Here is an 18,959-nt window from a genome sequence, read left to right as displayed (position 1 = left end):
AAATATTGCCAGTGGAAAAGCTCACTGTAAACTTGTAATGTTCTTCGGTAGGCGTGTATGACAACATGAATACTTTATTGTTCCCCGTAATCCTTGCTGGTGGTAAAGGTGAACGTTTTTGGCCTCTGAGCCGCAAAGACCGACCTAAGCAATTTTTAAGTCTTGATGGTAGCTCTAGAAGTTTATTACAAGCAACCGCCGATCGATTGATTGAACTCGGTGGCGGGTGGGATTCCTTGTGGGTAATTACTTCTAGTCAGATAGCTGAAGGGGTAAGACAACAATTACCTGATCTACCAGTTAAAAACTTACTAATTGAGTCGGAAGGCAGAGACACAGCCGCAGCCGTTGCTTGGACAAGTTTAGAAATTAAACAGCGCTATGGAGAAGACGCTGTTATTGGCTTTTTCCCTGCTGACCACTGGATCGCTAATCAAGAGGCGTTTGCACACACATTAAGCGCGGCTACGCAACTAGCAGCAAGCACAGCAGCGATCGTTACACTGGGGATCAAGCCTACTTTTCCATCAACCGGTTACGGCTACATTGAACAAGGTGAAAAAATAGGTAGCTTTAATGAGTTGCCAGCTTATCACGTCAATCGTTTTACTGAAAAGCCCGACCGTGAAACGGCAGAAACTTTTTTATCCACGGGACGTTTTAGCTGGAATAGTGGAATGTTCGTTTTTCGAGCAGGGGTTGTTCTCAAGGAACTACATACCCATGCGCCAGAAATTATCGAACCTTTAGAACAACATGGCCCTGATATCTATCCCCAGTTGCCTAAGAAGAGTATAGACTATGCGCTAATGGAAAAGACAACTCTAGCATACGTTTTGCCAGTTGATTTTGGTTGGGATGATTTAGGAGATTGGAATGCGATCGAACGCTTACTTAAAACAGAAGAGAATCCCAATGTGGAACTGGCTACGCACGTAGGGCTAGATACGCAGGGTGCAATTATTTATGCCTCAAATCCAGAGGATGTAGTTGTTACAATTGGTTTAGAGGACGTGGTGATTGTGCGCGATCGCAATGTCACCCTCGTTGTTAAAAAAGAACGTACCCAGGAAATCAAGCAGATCCTTAAAATTCTCCAAAGCGATTCCCGATTTACCGACCTGCTATAAAAGTTAAAACCCTTGGTAGAGGCGAAAAAGCCTATTTTCCCATTATAACTTGACTTTGGGAATTGGGCATTGGGCATTGGTTATAGATTCTTCTTCCTCTGCTCCCTCTGCTCCCCCTGCTTCCCCTGCTCCCTCTGCTCCCCACTCCCCACTCCCCACTCCCCAAAATGTTCCTCACCCAAACTGTTCCCCGTCAACGAGAAATTCTTGAAGTATTCCTTCGCAATGGCTGGGACTATATGCGAAGGTTACTCACTGGTGGCAAAGCTGATGAACCCCAGCTACCTACACCTGCGGTTTTAAAAAATATCTTGATAGACTTGGGGCCAGTTTACGTCAAACTTGGCCAGCTAATGTCTACGCGTCCAGATTTACTGAGCGCGGCTTATATTGAGGAATTATCAACTTTACAAGACGAAGTACCACCAGTGCCTTGGTCAGAAGTAGAAATAATCCTGCGTAAAGAATTAAAACGTCCACTAGCAGAAACCTTCAGCACAGTTAACCCGATCCCGGTAGCAGCGGGATCAATTGCCCAGACACATCGCGCTACATTAGCAGATGGTCGAGAAGTCGCTTTGAAAGTGCAACGTCCGGGAATTGATCTGACCATTGCCCAAGATATTGCTTTAATTCAAGGTATTGCCGATTTAGTAGCACGGACTGAGTTTGGGCAAACCTACGAAATCAAATCCATCGCTGAAGAATTCACTAAAGCGCTAGAAGCCGAGTTAGATTTTACACGAGAAGCTGGTTTTACAGACCAACTGCGGCGCAACTTATCTAAAAGTCGTTGGTTTGATCCCACACAAATAGTGGTTGCGGAGATTAACTGGGAATTGACCACAGCCAAATTACTGGTGATGGAATGGCTGGATGGGGTGCCGTTCTTGTTGGCAGATTTGAACAACAACAATAATGGTAAAGACCCTGCCGTAGAGCGTAAAGAAATAACTACTTTGTTATTTCGAGTATTTTTTCAACAACTATATATTGATGGCTTTTTTCACGCTGATCCCCATCCAGGAAACTTGTTTTATCTCAAAGATGGTCGTGTTGCCCTCTTAGACTGTGGCATGGTGGGAAGACTTGATCCCCGCACACAGCAGATATTAACAGAGATGTTGTTAGCGATCGTTGATTTAGATGCTCAAAGGTGCGCTCAGTTAACTTTGCAGCTATCAGATTCTGGTCAACCAGTAATTTTGTCGCGGTTAGAAAATGATTATGATCGCATGTTGCGAAAGTATCACAATGTCAGCCTCACGCAAATCAACTTCAGTCAGATAATTTATGAAGTTTTACAAGTTGCCCGCAACAATAAAATTAGATTACCTAGCAATATGGGTTTGTATGCTAAAACCCTAGCGAATTTAGAGGGTGTGGCGCGGACATTCAACCCGGAGCTTAACTTTTTTGATGAAATAAAACCATTAATTACAGACTTGTTTCGTCGGCAATTATTGGGCGATAATCCAGTGCGATCGCTCCTGAGAACAGCCTTAGATATTAAAAGTCTGTCTCTCCAATCTCCCCGCCAAATTGAACTGTTATTAGACCGAGTTACCTCAGAAACCTTACAGTGGAATCTATCACTGCGGGGTTTAGATGGTGTGCGGCGCACTATGGACGATGCAGCGAACCGACTATCTTTTAGTATATTAGTGGGTTCGCTGATTATGGGAGCAGCAATTATTTCCACCAGAGCGCAGACAAGTCAGCTATCTTTTTTAAGCACCACCCTGTTTGCCGTCGCTAGTTTATTGGGTTTGTGGTTAATTATCAGTACATTGCGATCGGGACGTTTACGCTAAAGTCTATGTGTTGTGCTTGAGTAATGCCCACCACAGTAAATCATGATATCTCACTGGCGAAAATCCCTGCTTTTATCTTTGGAACCACAGATAAATAGGGTTAAACACCAGTGATTTATGTGTGTTTACCTATATACATCTGTGGTTCTAATATAAAAAATATGTCAATCATCATTGCTGAAAAGCTAAGTAAATCTTACCCGGTAGCGGTCAAAAGTCCGGGTATTAAAGGCACAATTACCCACTTATTTCACCGCACCTACCGCTCAATTCAAGCAGTTCAGGATGTTTCCTTTGAAATTGCTCCTGGCGAAGTTGTGGGGTTTTTGGGCCCAAATGGGGCTGGTAAAACCACCACACTCAAAATGCTGACGGGGCTGATTCATCCCTCTAGCGGTACTGTTGAAGTAGCTGGGCAAATTCCTTTTCATCGTAAAGAAACATTTTTGCAAAAAGTTACCTTGGTAATGGGGCAAAAGCAGCAGCTAATTTGGGACTTACCAGCGCTGGATTCTTTGAGAATTAATGCTGCTGTATACAACATCTCTGATAAAGAGTTCCAGCGCCGGGTGGGAGAACTAACAGAGATGCTTTCTTTAGAAGGCAAGCTTACCCAACCAGTACGGAAGCTATCTTTGGGTGAACGAATGAAGGCGGAATTGCTGGCAGCACTTTTGCACCGTCCTCACGTATTATTCCTAGATGAACCAACGCTGGGACTAGATGTAAATGCTCAAGTGGCGGTGCGCGATTTTTTGCGCGACTACAATCAGCGTTATCAGGCTACAGTGTTGTTGACGAGTCATTACATGGCTGATATCACAGCTTTATGTCAACGAGTGCTGTTGATTCACCAGGGAAAACTGATGTATGACGGTAGTTTAGATGGACTACTAGAACGTTTTGCCCCTTACCGTGAAGTTCATATAGAGTTAGCCCAACCTCTACCGATAGAAAAACTTATGACCTATGGTGATGTGCAACTCTTAGAAGGGCGATCGGTGCATTTTATGGTATCTAGAGAGGCGCTCACCCGCACCGTTTCTCAGATTTTGACAGATTTGGAGGTAATTGATTTAACAGTTACCGAACCGCCTGTAGAAGAAGTAATTGGACGAGTTTTTCAGGCGGGTGTCGTGTAATTAGTGGTGAGACGAGTAGAGTTGCCAAGAGGAAAATGCACCATAGATGAAAAAATTTATTAGAAAAGCTCTAACTTTGCTGTTAGTATATTACGCCTATATGATTGAGTATCGAGCAGAACTAATCTTATGGGTTTTGGCTGGATCTTTACCGATTATCCTTATGGGTATCTGGATACAGGCAGCACAAGGAGGACAGTTTGGGCTATCACCTGTAGATTTTGCTCGTTACTTTATCACAGTTTTCATTGTCAGGCAATTAACAGTTGTTTGGGTAATCTGGGAGTTTGAAAGAGAGGTAGTGGAAGGCAAGCTTTCGCCCAAGTTACTACAGCCACTCGACCCAGTATGGCATCACGTTGCATCTCATATTTCTGAAAGATTTGCTCGGCTAACGTTTGCTTTTCTATTAGTGGCATTATTTTTTATTCTTTATCCCCAGGCCTTTTGGGTACCAAGTTTAAGTAGATTTTTACTATTTACATTGGCGGCGGTGCTAGCTTTTGCTTTGCGGTTTACGATTCAGTACACCTTTGCCATGTTCGCCTTTTGGACAGAACGGGCTAGCGCTTTAGAAAATTTTTGGTTGTTATTTTATCTATTTTTATCTGGTTTGATAGCTCCTTTAGAGGTCTTTCCAGAACCTGTACAGAAAATAGTGATGTTTACGCCTTTTCCCTATTTAATTGATTTTCCTGCGAGTCTTTTGGTAGGGCTACCTGTGGATATAGGGCAGGGATTTGGGTCTATGGTGGGATGGATATTAGTATTTTTGGGTGCGAATCGTTTGCTGTGGCGTGCAGGTTTAAAGCGCTACTCTGGGATGGGAGCTTAAATAATTTAACATTTAACTAAAAAAATCCCATCCAATGATTTGGCTAAGTACAGCTTTGCGTCAAATCGTGCAGAATTGAAGGTAATGAAACGCAGAGGACCGCAAAGGTTGGATATGTAGCAATTCTTTCGTTACGAATTTATAAAATCATGTACTAAGTTGAGGAAGTTTGAATACTACTGCTGATAAGTCTACGCAATTCGTCTACAGTATTTAGCGTCTTAAATCTTCGCTTAATTACCTCTAGTTGCTCTAAATCTGAAATTCAAGAGATTTCTGGCAAATTGTACTTTTCTTCAGCTAGTGCTGCATAACGCCCGCATCCGTTTGGGTATTTCAGGTTTGTAGCGTAGTTGTAACTCGTTGAGTACGAGAAATTCGCCATATTGGGGACTGGTAGCGCGGACTAAGACATCACTTTCACGGCTAATCCACTGGAATTCGGAGTTAATAATTTCTCCGCATACAATATCGGGAATTTTCGTTACCCATTTTACCCAATTTTCGGGTGCGAGGCTGATTAATCGCTTGGTGCTAATATCTGCTGCTTTAGCCATAGGGGATGTACATGACCATAGTTGTAGTTTATGACTAAAGTGATGATATATATGATGGGTTACGCCTATGCACTAATGTACTTCACTAGAGATTTTATAAATTACTTGGTATCGTCTTAAATTTTTCTGCCGTTCCCAAAGAATAATCTTCTAACTTAAAATCAGCAAAAGGTTTCTTTTCTAACCTATCCCGTAATGCTTCGTCGAGAATTACGCCTGCTGATTGTTTTTTAACCCCAATAATTATAATACTTCTCTGATATTTAGTTAAATCCTGATTTGCCTGACAATCACTCCGTTGAAATTGTCCCAAATTTAATATCCGATAACCTTTAACGGTTGGTGTATTAATAAATATTCTTTTTACTAAAATTTGGATTTGTTTGGAACGTTCTAGAGCCATTCGTTCTTGAACTTCTATATTACCTTTACAAGAAGCTGTGCCTACAGAAATAATCTCACTAGGGTCTTCCATGATATTCTGTATATCTTCTTGCTCTAAGCTCAACTTTAAAAGGTCAAGACTAATAATTTCATCATTATATTTAATTTGAAAATTGCTACCTAAAAGCCATTTATATTCTAGTGATAAAACAGCTATATTAAATTCGGCTACCTTCCCCTGGCTATCTCTACCTTCTTGATAAGTAAAATAATCAATTTTACCTTTTTTTTGGGAAGATTGACTGTAATTTGACTTCACAGAAAATTTTGATGTCCGCGTTGCTAAAGCCACTATACTAAGTAATGCTAATATTACTAGCAAAGCTGCAAAAAACTTAAGTAGTGGTACTTCTTCTGGCTGTTTTTGTGGAGAAAATGAAGTTTTAGCAATTGGTGATGGCAATTGCTCAATATCACAATCTTCCACTAAATTAAGATTTTCAGTAGTAGTTTCTGCTAGTTGGGTTTCAATTTCTTCTAAGCGTTGTAAAATTTCCTGAGTATTGGCAGGACGCTTTTCTATATCCGGTGCTATTAGCCAATCAATTAAATCCAATAGTAAGGGTGAAATATAGATAGCATGATTGTGCCAGTGCAATAAATTTTCCTGGATATCATACATATCTAGAGGATGGTATCCTGTAAGTAAAAATACAAATGTGCGTCCCAAGGCAAAGAAATCTGATTGTGGTACTGCTTGAGCATTCATTTGTTCGGGAGCGCTGTACCCAGATGACATTAGTGCTGTCATCCCGTTGCCGTTACTAATTTGGTCTGGGTCGGTTCTATTAATTTCAGTGGCGGTGCCAAAATCAATCAGTGCCAAATCCCCCCAACCCTTCCCAAGGGGGGATCGAATCATGATATTAGATGGCTTAATATCTCGATGCAGGTACTGTTTACCATGCACTAAATCCAAAATCTCTACCAATTGTTTTAACCAGGCTAAAGCCTGTTTTTGGGAAATAGGATGATTCTGCTGCTGTAACCACTGTTCTAAGTTGTACCCATCAATTTTTTCCATTGCAATGCAATGCAACACTAAACCATTTCGAGTTTGATACTGGAAGTAACTATCCTCTTTAGGAATGCCGGGATGCTTGAGTTGTCCCAATACGGTTACTTCTTGTTGAAATAGTTCTACTGATTTGGCATCGGCAGATAGCTCCTCTTTGAGTATCTTGAGGATTTTAGGGGTATCTTGTTCATATGCTTCATAAACTTTACTAAATCCTGTTTTGTCACTCAAGAGGCACATTACCCGATAACGCCCTAGCAATTCTAAATGGGAACCACAACTTTGGCAAAAGCGATTTTGATGATTATCCGCGTTATTTGGTTTAGGGCAAACAGGATTGATACAAAGGCTCATGACTGGCTTATCCGTACTTTAACAGTTATCAGTTATTAGTGAATGCTGATAACTAATGACTGATTTAACAGGAACGCAGATGCGTAGCTACTTGTTGCTAGACATCGCTCCTATTAATTCTTCTGTTGCCGGATGATAATCCCGTCAATAATTAATTTTCTATCTGTGTTCTGCCAAGAAAGCTGCTATAGTTTGGTTAAATGCCTCTGGTTGTGTCAAAAACGGCCAATGATTACCAAGAACTTGGCAGATGCGTAGGTTTTTAAGATAGGTTTTGTAGGGTTGAATTTGCCAATCTTGACGGTTCAATCCTTGTTTTGGCTGGACGAAGATGGCAGGAGTGTCAAGGGGAATTGTAAAACCAGGCACTTGCATTACTGCTTCAAAAATGCCGTCGCGGGCGGCTATAGTAAATTTGCTGCCCCAACTACCATCGAGTTTTTGTTCTATTCCTGCTTGGAAAACTTGCTGCTGGAAGGAACTCCATCCTTGATATTGCTTTAACTGTCGTGCTTGTTTTTCAGCTTCTTCATAACTGGCAAAGGGACCCATGCTTTTGAGAAAAGGCAAGAAGCGATACAACATAGGAAAAGTTACCCTGAGAAGGCTGGGCATTTTCCAGATGAAAATTGGATCGACCAGAATTATACTCCGCAAACGTTTTGGGTTTTGCCTTGCCCAAATGGCGGCTAATTTGCCTGTCCACGAATGACTGACAATATGGGCAGAAGTCCATCCAAGATGATCCATGAGTGCTTCGAGGTCTGCGATCGCACTTTCAAAGCTATAATCTCTCTCAGGCTTACTACTTTGGCCATGTCCGCGCATATCTGGCGCGACTGTGTGGTAGTCTACTGTTAAATAATCTCCTAAACTAGACCACACTAGAGCATGATCGCCTAAACCGTGTAACAACAGTAAAGGTTCTCGCCCTTGGTTCCACTCTAAATAAGAAAGTTGGATATCAGGCTTTGAGAAAGTTTTACGTACAGGCATCATTGCACATCCACCAATGAAGAGATACTTTGGCGTTTATATATTACTGCGAAAGAAGATGGAGGGCGCGGTAAGATGGGACTTAACAGCTATAACTAAAGTCAACTTTTTTCATAGGTCAAATTACTTGAATGCGATCGCGCATTTGGGGTTAGAGTAATTAAATCGTCTATATTACGTTTCATTGTTTCGCAAATCGCATCTAGAGGTAAGTCGTTAGGGTCGTAACCAAAAGGGTTTTCTATCTCCAAGCCGATGGCTTCAATCCCAAATACTGTAAAGCCAACCAAAGCAGCAATTAAACCTGTCCACCAACCCAGAGTATCCACTATTTGAAAGGGTAGCAGGAAACAATATAGTACCAATAATTGCTTAAGATGAATGGAATAAGCTAATGGCATAGGTGTTTTTAAAATACGTTCGCAAGCTCCTAAATTATCTACAAGGTTATTCAATAATTCTTGCATAGATACCAACTGGTAGCTATTAAGGCAATTGCGATGATACTGCTCCTGTAAATAATCTCCTATCCAAAAAGCAACCTCTATAGGAGGATTATTCATGATCTTCAATTTTATATACTTACTAGATGGCATTAAGTCTTCTAACTCGCTATTAACTGTTTCTCCCCGTAAATGTAATTTAGTTGTCACGGCAAAAGCTACCAATAAATTTAATGCTGTAATTTTATTGTCCTTATCTTCTGGAGATATCTCATCAATAGATACCCAAATTTGCCGGGCCAAATTTCGGATGTTATTTACTAGAGATCCCCAGCATTTTCTACCTTCCCAAAATCGCTCATAAGCAGTATTAGTGCGAAATACAAGTAACAAACCTAAAACAATACTAGGAATAACACTGCCTAAAATAGGTTGGGATACAGGCACTTTAAAATGATAAAGCAGAGAAATCAAAAATCCGAAAGCTCCGCACCATAAAATATGTTTGTAAATTGCTTTGACAACTGAACCTTTAAGTTGTAATATTTTGCCTTGCCATGTGCTTTTTTCGGTTGCCATACAGTCACCCTAAGATAATATTTAGTGATCCGATAGATTAAATATCGATACTTTAAAAATAATAACTATAGTAATAGCAAAATTGGCAAAGACGATACTGTAATAAGTACTGTTGCGGAGATCACAAGATATGCTGACTGTAATGACTGTATCTTACCTTCAAGCGTATTGCTTTCTGCTATGTAAAAGTCAAAAGCAATGCCTACGCAGCTAATTGTAAAGAAATGTAAAAATTACTTGGTAGCTGCATAAATCCCGCGCCTCACCCAGATAAATCGATAAAGGAAAAGGTACATAGCTATCGATGATGGTCATACAGCATTAGCCGATATGATGTACCCCAGTAAATCAAAAAGTTCTAACCTGTACAAATCCTGCCCTGCAAATTAAACGTTTAGACATAACTTATTTAGTTATGTCTTTTTTTATTTCTTAGTCTCGAAACGTTGAATTTCAATTAAATAGCCACTGGGATCACGTAAAAAGCAGTGGTAAATGTTGTACTTTTCATTTAGTGTCGGTGGCTTTTCAAATTTGATGCCACGTTCTTTGAGATATTCAAACCACTCATCCACCTGCTGCGTTACCAAGGTAAAAATAACACTTGATTGGTTGTCGGCTGAAGGAGTTGATATTTCGCTTGTCTGGCACAATCCTAAGTATCCAGAGCTACTAACAGTATAAATTCGACAGGTTCCTTGGTCAAGCCATAACTCAAATCCCAGCATTTCTTCGTAGAACTTTATAGATGCATTGAGATTATGGGTATAAAAGAAGGTAATTTGCTGTCCGATTTGCGGATGAGGAGACATAAAATACATTTGAGTATATACCCTAACGACATCTGGCGATCGCATAAGTAAAAATTAATTGATGTTAGAAACCTGTTACTACTCCAGAATGCCTTAAGTGCTTCTGGAGTTTCTTTTTGGAAAATTGCGTAGGCGCAATTTTCCAAATTATCCGGATATGCCAAAACCCGGCTGAATAACGATGCATACTGAATTATCTATATCTAATATGGGGCATCGCTTATTGATGTACCCCCTCCTGCCAAACAACTCTCGCAAAACAGCCTCAGTTCATCTGGGGCTGTTTTGCGTTACTTCAAAAGAACTTACGCAAAATATCTTTCAAACTCTCATTTCTCTGTGTCGCATCACTTGCTATAACGGGGTGAACCCCGCAACACATTGCCTTTTCTGCGTTTCTGCGGTTCCTTATTCCGTAATTCTTGCGTAAGTGTTATCCAAACAAAAAAGTTGTGTAAATAAAGCAGTTAATTTTTAGACATCCCTAACTGCATTTGGGTGTATACCCTGATGACGTAAGATACTCTCACGGCGAAAATTTTGTATAGGTAAATGCGTATCTTTCCTGACTCCAGATTTGTCACAAACAAATTTGGGGTTTTTTAATTAAGGAGGAGCGATCGCTCCTGGATAAAATAATTATGAACACAATATTTTATTAGCGATTTGTATAATTCATTTATTAAAGTGCATATAAAGTATAGGGTACGTCAACATTATGTTGACGCATCTTGAATTACTTTACTGATAAAATGATCAGGTTAAAACCTTGAGAAAGTTCACATTCTCTAAAAGTAAATGACGCAACTGATGATTAATTTCATCAGCCGCAGCTAATCCAGAAAGCATCGCACCTTCTACAAGATTGCCGCCACACCAATCACCACAGCAAACTAAAGGTGAGGGACTTCCGGCAGACAAAAAAGCTTCGTGCCAAGGACAGCTAGGAAAAGCATAACGCCAACGATGTACTTGCATCCATTCGGGAGTATTCAGCCAAGGAAGGGAGAGAGATTCAGCTGCTCGTTGCAACATAAGCTGTCCAACAGGTTGTAAATCTTGGGATTCTAGATGGCGTTGGGCGAAATTAGCGCTACTTTGCACTACAAAATGTGGTTGCTGAGGGTTAGGACGCTTGCTACTATCCAAACCAATCCATGCTAAATCAGCATTATCCATAAAAGTTAGAGCTTTCCACTCAGGGAGTGGTTGAGATGTGGGAGGATATCCAGCGATCACACTAATCGAGGGATAAAATTCTACAGAACGCAGGTTATCAAGGAAGACTGCATCCAATACACTTTCTCCCAAAGGTTCCAACAGCATTACAGCTTGAGGTGCAGGAATAGCAACAACTATAGCTTTTGCAGTTAATTCTTCGTTACTGGATTCGAGAGTCAAACGCCAACTATTTTCAGGAATTGAGGTAATAGCAACGACACGCTGATTCAGTAATATTTCTAAACCTGGGGCGAGGGATTTAGCGATCGCACTCATTCCTTCAGGTGCAACATATCGCGGACTGCGGTTTTTGGGTTCCGTTAAAAGAGCGTTTACGGTGAGTTCGTAAACCTCCTCTGTCCAAACTTTGAGGATCTGGCGCGATCGCAAAATCTCTACAAAACGTCCCAATAATTCACCCTTTGGCTCCAAGTAACAAGCCCCATGATCCGCACAAATTCCATGCAAGCGGCGTGTAGCTAGTCTTCCTCCCAAACCACGGGACTTTTCCACCACTAGCACCGAATATCCAGCTTGACTTAACTGCTGGGCGCAGACTAAACCGGCTATTCCGGCACCAATCACTGCAATATCAGTCATGAGTCAATAGTCCTTAGTCATTGGTTATAGTTATTGATCATTAGTTATTCGTTATTATCAAAGGACAAAATTACTACTAATGACTGCTGAAAGCTAATAGTAGAATAAGGTACAGAAAGTTGCACGGAAGGGAGGAAGGGAAATTGGATGAAATGAGGGCCGCGCTAGAGTTAGCGACTGAAGAAGAATTGCAAGACTTAACGGCAATTTTATTTAGTCGTAAGTTCAATCCTCTAGACTATGTACACACACCTGAACCCATCGAAGTGCAAAGCCAAGACCGCAAAGCTTGGTTAGATGCATTAGAGGATCGCTTTCGTTTTTTGGCGGCAGATGGCATGACGGTATTACGGGGACGCACAGGCGATGTAACTTACCGACAAGCCTTAGTTCAAGTATGTAAGTATTTAAAAATTCCCTATTCTGATCAGCTGGCAACCATTGATTTAGAAGCAGAAGTATTTTTGCATCTGCTAGGACAGGTGTGGAAAAAATTGCCTGAACAGGAAAAACAAAAATTGACTCTCCGAGTGCAGCGTCACCTTGTCAAATCAGAACTAAAAGAACCGCTACCAATCTTATTGCAGCGTGACCCCTTGGGGTTGCTTTTCAAAGGCGGTAGTGCGATCGCGGTTACTTCTCTTCTCCAGCCACTTGTACTTAAGCAAATTGCCCGTCAATTTGCCATCCACTTTGCTACATACGAAGTAGCCAAACAAGCGGCAATTACAGGTTCAAAAGCAGCTACAACGCAGTTTAAAAGCTATGTAGCTATGCGAATGGCCCAACGAGGTATGACTGTAAATGCTGCTCGTTATGGGGCAGCCCGCAGTATGTTTGCTGTGATTGGGCCGATGATGTGGACTTGGTTTTTTGCGGATTTAGGGTGGAGAGCGATCGCCACTAACTACGGTCGGATCATCCCTACTATTTTCGCTTTAGCTCAAATTCGCCTCACTCGTGAGGAATGTTGGGAGCCAGCTTGAACCAGGTTTTTTACTATTTTAAGTCTCGTTGGCAATCTTCTTGGAACTACTCTCTATGGGCACTGTTAATCTTCCCATTGAGTCCTTTATTCGGGGCTGTGACTATCGGTTTTGTCTCGTTAATCACTTGGTTGAAACAATACCACACAATTAGTCGCCGCCCCATCAACTGGGGATTTGCCCTTTTGAGTGTGTTGCTAATCATGAGTGCTGGATTTGCCAATGACAAGACAGCAGCTTTCCTTGGCTTATTTAATTTATTACCATTCTTTTTAATTTTCGCTGCCCATAGCGCTCTGATTCAAACATTTGCCCAATTGCGGCAAATGGCTTGGATTTTAGTGATCGGTTCCATGCCAGTAGTAGTTCTTGGTTTGGGGCAGTTATTTTTGGGCTGGAGTTTAAAATTAAAGATTTTGTGGGTTGTCTTAGCTTGGACGATCGCACCAGGAGGAAATCCGCCAGGCCGCATCGCTTCACTCTTCTTGCACGCTAACACCTTCGCCGCTTATCTAGCGATAGTTTTCATCCTGACTTTAGGGTTGTGGCTTGAACAATGGCAATTGGGGATTGGGAAGAATTCACTCCCCTTTCTCTTCCTAACTGTGGCAATGATAGCGAATTTCATTGCCTTGATTTTCACCAGTTCACGCAATGGGTGGGCGATCGCTATTTTTGCCTGTTTAGCTTATGCACTCTACCAAGGTTGGCGCATTCTTGTGGGTGGAGTCGCTGCGATCGTCTCTAGTGTGCTTTTGGCCGCTTTTGCTCCCTCGCCAGTCGCTCAATTTTTTCGTCAGTACATTCCTACCTTCTTTTGGGCAAGATTAAATGACGATATGTATCCAAACAGACCAGCTGCTTTAATGCGAAAAACTCAGTGGGAGTTTGCCTGGTCTTTAGCTCAGGAACATCCTTGGACTGGCTGGGGTTTACGCAGTTTTAGTACACTTTACAAAGCCAAAATGCAGATTCCCTTGGGTCATCCCCATAACTTATTTTTGATGTTATCTGCTGAAACTGGTTTTCCTAGTACTCTTTTATTTTGTGGTTTACTCGCTTGGATTTTGATTACAGGCGGACAATTACTACGCAAGTCAAAATATATAAATGCAGAAGACAGGTTGATATTTTTCAGTTACCTGCTGGCTTTTGTTGGGTGGGTTCTATTAAATACAGTAGATGTAACCCTATTTGATTTTCGTTTGAATACGTTTTCATGGTTAATTTTGGCTGCTATTTGTGGAGTAGTACATCGTTATAACCAAGTTCACAGGCTTGGATCTCATCCAAATTAATCAGGAAATGACAAACAGCAACTTAAAATATCCATCAGTTAGTTTTCAGTGTATGCACTGGGGGCATTTATAGTTTTAAGTGACTAAGATTACTATATTCACGTCTGTGAGTGTGACTAATAGTTATTAGTTACTGTTGCTGATTGTTGGGAAGGTGTAGGAACAACCCTTTGAGGTTTTCCTGCATGACGGGCATCTCTTGTAGATGCCCTTTTGTATATTTATTATTTTTCAGTTAAAGTACAATTTCAAAAAATATTCAATTTGACGGAATATCTGAAAAATTTTATTTTTCATAAAGGAACATAAAACATGATTGCTGAAATTAAGCTAGGTCTTTGTAACCCGCCAGAGCCTATATATTTGTATGTAAAAAAAGGGGAATTAAGCGGAGAATCTTACCTTTGGTATAACTACGATATCAATAATAAAATAACTATTCCTGTACAAAAAACAGGGCTGACTGGTTATATATCCGAACTTAAATTAACGACGAAAGAATTTAGAGAAAAGGACAACTTGAAGTTAGACATCGTTGTTAGAGCCGATGAAATTTATATTGTTAGGACTGGAATAGAAACGAACTTTGCGAAAAGTTTCCTTTTAGCTGTATCTCTAGTCCAGGACTTTTCCAAGCCCCTGATTATCGCTGCAACTGCTGGAGAAGAGAATGTGGTTTTTTGTAACCTCTATGACGCAGCGACTAAAAACCGGATTGACTCCAAGTGGAATAAGGATGCTGATTGGTTGGCAATGATTGATAGTGTTCAAACTAAATTGCAGACATCTAAAAATTCTCATATCGTCTCTGGTGAAGCAATACATTTCTGAAAAATCCTATAGGAATCCGCTTTAATTTCTGTTCGCGTAGCGTGGCGTAGCCATACCTCTTTGCATGGTGCGCGTTGGCGTTGGCGTTCGCGTCTCTGAAAGAGAAGCCTCTCTGCAAAGAGAAGCGTCTCGCAGAGAAGCGCGATAGGCAGGGAGTGGGGAGTAGGGAATAGGAAATCAGCCTTTTCGAGTTGTACGGAGTTTTTTCAAAAATCAAATATGAGTCTTATCGTACTTACGCATTTACAAAAAAGATTAATTTAGCGCTGACATTGATGACTGCAATAATCAGTATGGTGTAAGCTCTCGGTAAAATGGGTGTGTCGGTAACGAAAAAAAGACGCATCCATAACCAACCTTATGCTCACAACAGCTAACTTTCTTCAGTACACCCAATGGTCAGGTATAGCTACTTTGCTATTTGCTGCCTTAACAGTTTTGGCTTTTATTCTCAAATGGGGCCTCCGCTTTCGACTGGTGGGTACAACTGGCTTTATGCTGGTGCTGACGGGTGGTTTATTTGCACTCTCAATAGTCCCCTTGAGTCGGACTGTGATTCCAGGAGCAGCCCGGTACACTTTAGTTTATGACAATGGGTCAACACAAGCGGTGATTGCCACATCACCTCAAATTACACCCACACAATTAGATGCAACTTTACGTCAAGCAGTTAGTAATCTGTTTTCTTCTGGTCGCTCAGGTACACGCCAAGAGGACAAGTTAACAGTTCGCGCCCGTACCATTATCCACCCGGAGCCAGGGACTTCTGTACCAGTTTACTTGGGTGAAGCCAAGCGATCGCTCGTTTCTCGCAAAAATTCTGCGATCGCAGTCGAAATTTACACAGACAAATTCGCCCAATTGCCAAAACCTAACGCTTAAGCGAATGGAGCAGGGAGCAGGGGAAGAAGAACTATTGCTTAATCCCCAATCCCCAATTCCAATGCTTGTTACCAGAATGACATAATTTATTTTGTATTTACCGATACATTAAGAGTTATTCTTAGATTAAGATATTCACACTTTAGTGATTTTACTGTGGAAAAAGATCAATCAGCGTGCGGTTAATAGATACTGACAGTTGTAATTTGTCAGTTATTATCCTAATTGCCACTATTGACATTTTTACAATTTTTTGCAGCAAAGGTAACAGCATCAGAGTGTACATTTCTCTGACGCACCTATCCCTAGCTGAAATGACCATTATATAAATGATTCAGTTCTCAATCACTTTTATTGAGAATCTGAGAGTGGTAATGTTAACTAATCATACGGTTATTCAAAACTTTGATAGTTCGGAATTTCAGGCTAATGGACATTACAGATTCGAGCAACGTCGTTAAATGGCTTAACCAGTTGGGGATTAGCTCGGTTAAAACCTAATTGAGTAAGATAAAAGTTTGTAGCTATCTGGCAACAAGCACCCCTCACTGTAAATCTATTAGATTAAGAAATATCAAGGTTTTGGCAAACTAGATTATATATATGTCTAATCAACTTTCTACTCAACCTTCTTTGTCTACTCAAACCTCTAGTTCGTTATTTACGCTCACAGTTGCCCCAGCAAAAGTAATCCGTGGTTCTGGGGTGTTGCAAGCAGCCGCAGCAGAGATCGCCTGTTTGGGAAGTCGTCCCTTAATTGTGGCAGGTGAATCTACTCTCGCCATCAGCCGAAACAATTTGCAACCAGTTTTAGAAATGCAACAGTTACATACTGTCCAAGCTTCCTATGGTGCAGATTGCTGCGAAGCTAGCCTGAAATCTTTACACAAGAAAGCAAAAGAACATAAAGCTGATGTAATTATCGGTGTTGGCGGTGGCAAAGCTTTAGATACGGCGAAATTAGTCGCGCATCAATTACAGTTGCCAATAGTAACAATTGCTACATCAGGCTCTACGTGTGCAGCTTGGAGTGCCCTATCAAATGTTTATTCCGAAGAGGGGGCGTTTCTCTACGATGTAGGGCTATCTCGTTGTCCCGATTTATTGATACTTGATTATGATTTGATTAAAACTGCACCACAACGGACTTTAATAGCTGGTATTGGTGATGCGATCGCTAAGTGGTATGAAGCCTCAGTTAGCAGTGGGCATTTGCAAGACACTTTAATTATTGCTGCGGTGCAACAAGCACGAGTTTTGCGAGATATCCTTTTGCAAAAGTCAGCCGCAGCTTTGAAAGAACCAGGTAGTGAGGTTTGGCGAGAAGTCGTAGACGCAACTGTTTTACTCGCTGGAGTCGTTGGAGGGCTTGGAGGGGCGCAGTGTCGCACAGTTGCCGCCCATGCCGTGCATAATGGTTTAACTCATATTTCAGGGCATGGCAGTATTCATGGCGAAAAAGTTGCTTTCGGAATTTTGGTGCAACTGCGTTTAGAAGAAATGCTACAAGGTAATCAACTAGCAGCATCGGCACGGCAACAGTTGTTAAAGTTCTACACAGAAATTGGACTACCCCAAAAATTAAATGGTTTGGGATTGGGCAATATAACATTAGGCGAGTTGCAAACAGCCGCTGAAGTTGCCCTAGTTCCCAATTCTGACATCCATCGACTTCCATTTAAAGTCGCGCCAGAACAGTTGATGGCAGCAATGGTTTCCACCACTGCACCTATAGAGAGTAAAGATATGAATCGAGTTTCGCCCAAGGGAATCAGTGACGAGGTTGAAGCATGAGTTTAAATTGGATTGTCCCAGCAGAACGTATACAAAAACTGCCGCCCTATGTATTTGCCCGTTTAGATGAACTGAAAGCTAAAGCACGGGAACAAGGGTTAGATTTAATTGATTTGGGTATGGGAAACCCCGATGGTGCAACGCCAGCGCCAGTTGTAGAAGCAGCGATCGCCGCCTTGAAAGATCCCGCCAATCACGGTTATCCTCCCTTTGAGGGAACTGCTAGTTTCCGCCGGGCAATCACCAACTGGTATCATCGCCGTTATGGTGTAGTTCTCGATCCTGATAGCGAAGCCTTGCCACTACTCGGTTCTAAAGAAGGATTAACCCATTTAGCGATCGCTTACGTTAATCCTGGCGATTTAGTTCTGGTTCCTTCCCCAGCTTATCCCGCCCATTTTCGCGGGCCGGCGATCGCAGGTGGGAAAATTCACAGCTTGATTCTCAAACCAGAGAATGACTGGTTAATTGATTTAGCTGCCATTCCTGATGAGGTTGCAAGACAAGCGAAAATTCTCTATTTTAACTATCCTAGTAATCCCACCGCCGCCACCGCACCCCGCGAATTTTTTGAAGAAATCGTCGCTTTCGCCCGCAAATATGAAATTTTGCTGGTGCATGATTTGTGTTACGCCGAGTTAGCTTTTGATGGTTATCAACCCACTAGCTTGCTAGAAATTCCCGGCGCGAAAGATATTGGTGTAGAATTTCACACCTTATCTAAAACCTACAATATGGCTGGTTGGCGCGTTGGGTTTGTGGTAGGGAACCGCCATGTAATTCAAGGTTTACGGACACTGAAAACTAACTTGGATTACGGTATTTTTTCCGCCTTGCAAAAAGCAGCCGAAACCGCTTTGCAACTGCCAGACGTGTATTTGCATGAGGTACAACAGCGCTACCGTACCCGCCGTGATTTCCTAATTAACGGGTTAGGAGAGTTGGGTTGGGATATCCCCAAAACCAAGGCGACTATGTATCTTTGGGTGAAATGTCCCGTTGGTATGGGTTCCACGGATTTTGCCCTGAACGTGTTGCAGCAAACTGGCGTTGTTGTTACCCCAGGTAATGCCTTTGGGGTTGCAGGTGAGGGCTATGTAAGGATAAGTTTGATTGCCGACTGCGATCGCTTGGGTGAAGCTTTACATCGCTTTAAGCAGGCTGGCATCCGCTATCAACCTGAAGCTGTAGTCTCTGCTTCACAATAGAGATAGTATAACCTT

At 41.7% G+C, this 18,959-nt stretch carries 15 protein-coding genes and 1 pseudogene; 10 read left to right on the top strand and 6 right to left on the bottom strand.

Features of this window, described 5'->3' with window-relative positions:
• Positions 1 to 65 precede the first annotated feature (65 nt).
• The 4 genes from H6G96_RS16135 (at position 66) to H6G96_RS16120 (ending at position 4,921) form a co-directional block, all read left to right on the top strand.
• Entirely contained in the window at positions 66 to 1,130 is a 1,065-nt protein-coding gene (locus H6G96_RS16135; RefSeq protein WP_190912390.1) for a mannose-1-phosphate guanylyltransferase, read from the top strand.
• A 167-nt stretch (positions 1,131 to 1,297) separates the two neighbouring features.
• The gene (locus H6G96_RS16130) at positions 1,298 to 2,944 is read left to right on the top strand and encodes an AarF/ABC1/UbiB kinase family protein (RefSeq protein WP_190912389.1); all 1,647 of its coding nucleotides are present in this window, start codon (positions 1,298 to 1,300) and stop codon (positions 2,942 to 2,944) included.
• 161 nt (positions 2,945 to 3,105) lie between these two features.
• Positions 3,106 to 4,086, top strand: coding sequence for an ATP-binding cassette domain-containing protein (locus tag H6G96_RS16125; protein WP_190912388.1), 981 nt, complete (start codon positions 3,106 to 3,108; stop codon positions 4,084 to 4,086).
• 46 nt (positions 4,087 to 4,132) lie between these two features.
• Positions 4,133 to 4,921 (top strand): ABC-2 family transporter protein, encoded by a 789-nt coding sequence (locus tag H6G96_RS16120; protein ID WP_190912387.1) that lies wholly within the window; start codon positions 4,133 to 4,135, stop codon positions 4,919 to 4,921.
• Positions 4,922 to 5,198: 277 nt separating this feature from the next.
• Here the strand turns inward: H6G96_RS16120 and H6G96_RS16115 are convergent.
• From H6G96_RS16115 to H6G96_RS16090, 6 genes and pseudogenes are all read right to left on the bottom strand, one after another.
• A pseudogene (locus H6G96_RS16115) lies at positions 5,199 to 5,478 on the bottom strand (transposase); the annotation flags it as partial.
• A 94-nt stretch (positions 5,479 to 5,572) separates the two neighbouring features.
• Positions 5,573 to 7,294: a serine/threonine-protein kinase gene (locus H6G96_RS16110; protein WP_190912386.1), complete on the bottom strand. Its 1,722-nt coding sequence runs from the start codon at positions 7,292 to 7,294 to the stop codon at positions 5,573 to 5,575.
• A 159-nt stretch (positions 7,295 to 7,453) separates the two neighbouring features.
• Entirely contained in the window at positions 7,454 to 8,290 is an 837-nt protein-coding gene (locus H6G96_RS16105) for an alpha/beta hydrolase (RefSeq protein ID WP_190912428.1), read from the bottom strand.
• Positions 8,291 to 8,391: 101 nt separating this feature from the next.
• Positions 8,392 to 9,312, bottom strand: a complete 921-nt coding sequence (locus tag H6G96_RS16100) for a bestrophin family ion channel (RefSeq protein WP_190912385.1) — start codon at positions 9,310 to 9,312, stop codon at positions 8,392 to 8,394.
• A 425-nt stretch (positions 9,313 to 9,737) separates the two neighbouring features.
• A complete protein-coding gene (locus H6G96_RS16095; RefSeq protein WP_242063294.1) occupies positions 9,738 to 10,169 on the bottom strand; it encodes a VOC family protein in 432 nt (143 codons plus the stop codon).
• Positions 10,170 to 10,880: 711 nt separating this feature from the next.
• Positions 10,881 to 11,945 (bottom strand): NAD(P)/FAD-dependent oxidoreductase, encoded by a 1,065-nt coding sequence (locus H6G96_RS16090; protein ID WP_190912384.1) that lies wholly within the window; start codon positions 11,943 to 11,945, stop codon positions 10,881 to 10,883.
• Between the two features lie 143 nt (positions 11,946 to 12,088).
• Here H6G96_RS16090 and H6G96_RS16085 point away from each other — a divergent pair, with 143 nt between their 5' ends.
• The 6 genes from H6G96_RS16085 (at position 12,089) to H6G96_RS16060 (ending at position 18,944) form a co-directional block, all read left to right on the top strand.
• Entirely contained in the window at positions 12,089 to 12,931 is an 843-nt protein-coding gene (locus H6G96_RS16085) for a YaaW family protein (protein ID WP_190912383.1), read from the top strand.
• Complete coding sequence (locus H6G96_RS16080) at positions 12,913 to 14,229, top strand: O-antigen ligase family protein (RefSeq protein ID WP_190912382.1); 1,317 nt, start codon at positions 12,913 to 12,915, stop codon at positions 14,227 to 14,229. Before H6G96_RS16085 ends, H6G96_RS16080 begins: the two co-directional genes overlap by 19 nt.
• Before the next feature lie 312 nt (positions 14,230 to 14,541).
• Positions 14,542 to 15,060, top strand: coding sequence for a hypothetical protein (locus H6G96_RS16075; RefSeq protein WP_242063293.1), 519 nt, complete (start codon positions 14,542 to 14,544; stop codon positions 15,058 to 15,060).
• Positions 15,061 to 15,420: 360 nt separating this feature from the next.
• Positions 15,421 to 15,942 (top strand): Ycf51 family protein, encoded by a 522-nt coding sequence (locus tag H6G96_RS16070; protein WP_190912381.1) that lies wholly within the window; start codon positions 15,421 to 15,423, stop codon positions 15,940 to 15,942.
• Between the two features lie 603 nt (positions 15,943 to 16,545).
• Positions 16,546 to 17,736 (top strand): iron-containing alcohol dehydrogenase family protein, encoded by a 1,191-nt coding sequence (locus H6G96_RS16065; RefSeq protein ID WP_190912380.1) that lies wholly within the window; start codon positions 16,546 to 16,548, stop codon positions 17,734 to 17,736.
• A complete protein-coding gene (locus H6G96_RS16060; protein ID WP_190912379.1) occupies positions 17,733 to 18,944 on the top strand; it encodes an aspartate aminotransferase in 1,212 nt (403 codons plus the stop codon). Before H6G96_RS16065 ends, H6G96_RS16060 begins: the two co-directional genes overlap by 4 nt.
• Positions 18,945 to 18,959: the final 15 nt, after the last annotated feature.

The sequence above is a fragment of the Nostoc sp. FACHB-892 genome (assembly GCF_014698795.1).
Classification (GTDB): Bacteria; Cyanobacteriota; Cyanobacteriia; order Cyanobacteriales; family Nostocaceae; genus Nostoc.
This window is presented reverse-complemented; position numbering and strand designations above follow the sequence as displayed.

Coding starts and splice junctions, on each gene's coding strand:
- H6G96_RS16100 (WP_190912385.1), bottom strand. CDS start 9,312: ATGGCAACCGAAAAAAGCACATGGCAAGGCAAAATATTACAACTTAAA.
- H6G96_RS16105 (WP_190912428.1), bottom strand. CDS start 8,290: ATGCCTGTACGTAAAACTTTCTCAAAGCCTGATATCCAACTTTCTTAT.
- H6G96_RS16070 (WP_190912381.1), top strand. CDS start 15,421: ATGCTCACAACAGCTAACTTTCTTCAGTACACCCAATGGTCAGGTATA.
- H6G96_RS16080 (WP_190912382.1), top strand. CDS start 12,913: ATGTTGGGAGCCAGCTTGAACCAGGTTTTTTACTATTTTAAGTCTCGT.
- H6G96_RS16090 (WP_190912384.1), bottom strand. CDS start 11,945: ATGACTGATATTGCAGTGATTGGTGCCGGAATAGCCGGTTTAGTCTGC.
- H6G96_RS16065 (WP_190912380.1), top strand. CDS start 16,546: ATGTCTAATCAACTTTCTACTCAACCTTCTTTGTCTACTCAAACCTCT.
- H6G96_RS16125 (WP_190912388.1), top strand. CDS start 3,106: ATGTCAATCATCATTGCTGAAAAGCTAAGTAAATCTTACCCGGTAGCG.
- H6G96_RS16075 (WP_242063293.1), top strand. CDS start 14,542: ATGATTGCTGAAATTAAGCTAGGTCTTTGTAACCCGCCAGAGCCTATA.
- H6G96_RS16130 (WP_190912389.1), top strand. CDS start 1,298: ATGTTCCTCACCCAAACTGTTCCCCGTCAACGAGAAATTCTTGAAGTA.
- H6G96_RS16110 (WP_190912386.1), bottom strand. CDS start 7,294: ATGAGCCTTTGTATCAATCCTGTTTGCCCTAAACCAAATAACGCGGAT.
- H6G96_RS16095 (WP_242063294.1), bottom strand. CDS start 10,169: ATGCGATCGCCAGATGTCGTTAGGGTATATACTCAAATGTATTTTATG.
- H6G96_RS16120 (WP_190912387.1), top strand. CDS start 4,133: ATGAAAAAATTTATTAGAAAAGCTCTAACTTTGCTGTTAGTATATTAC.
- H6G96_RS16060 (WP_190912379.1), top strand. CDS start 17,733: ATGAGTTTAAATTGGATTGTCCCAGCAGAACGTATACAAAAACTGCCG.
- H6G96_RS16135 (WP_190912390.1), top strand. CDS start 66: ATGAATACTTTATTGTTCCCCGTAATCCTTGCTGGTGGTAAAGGTGAA.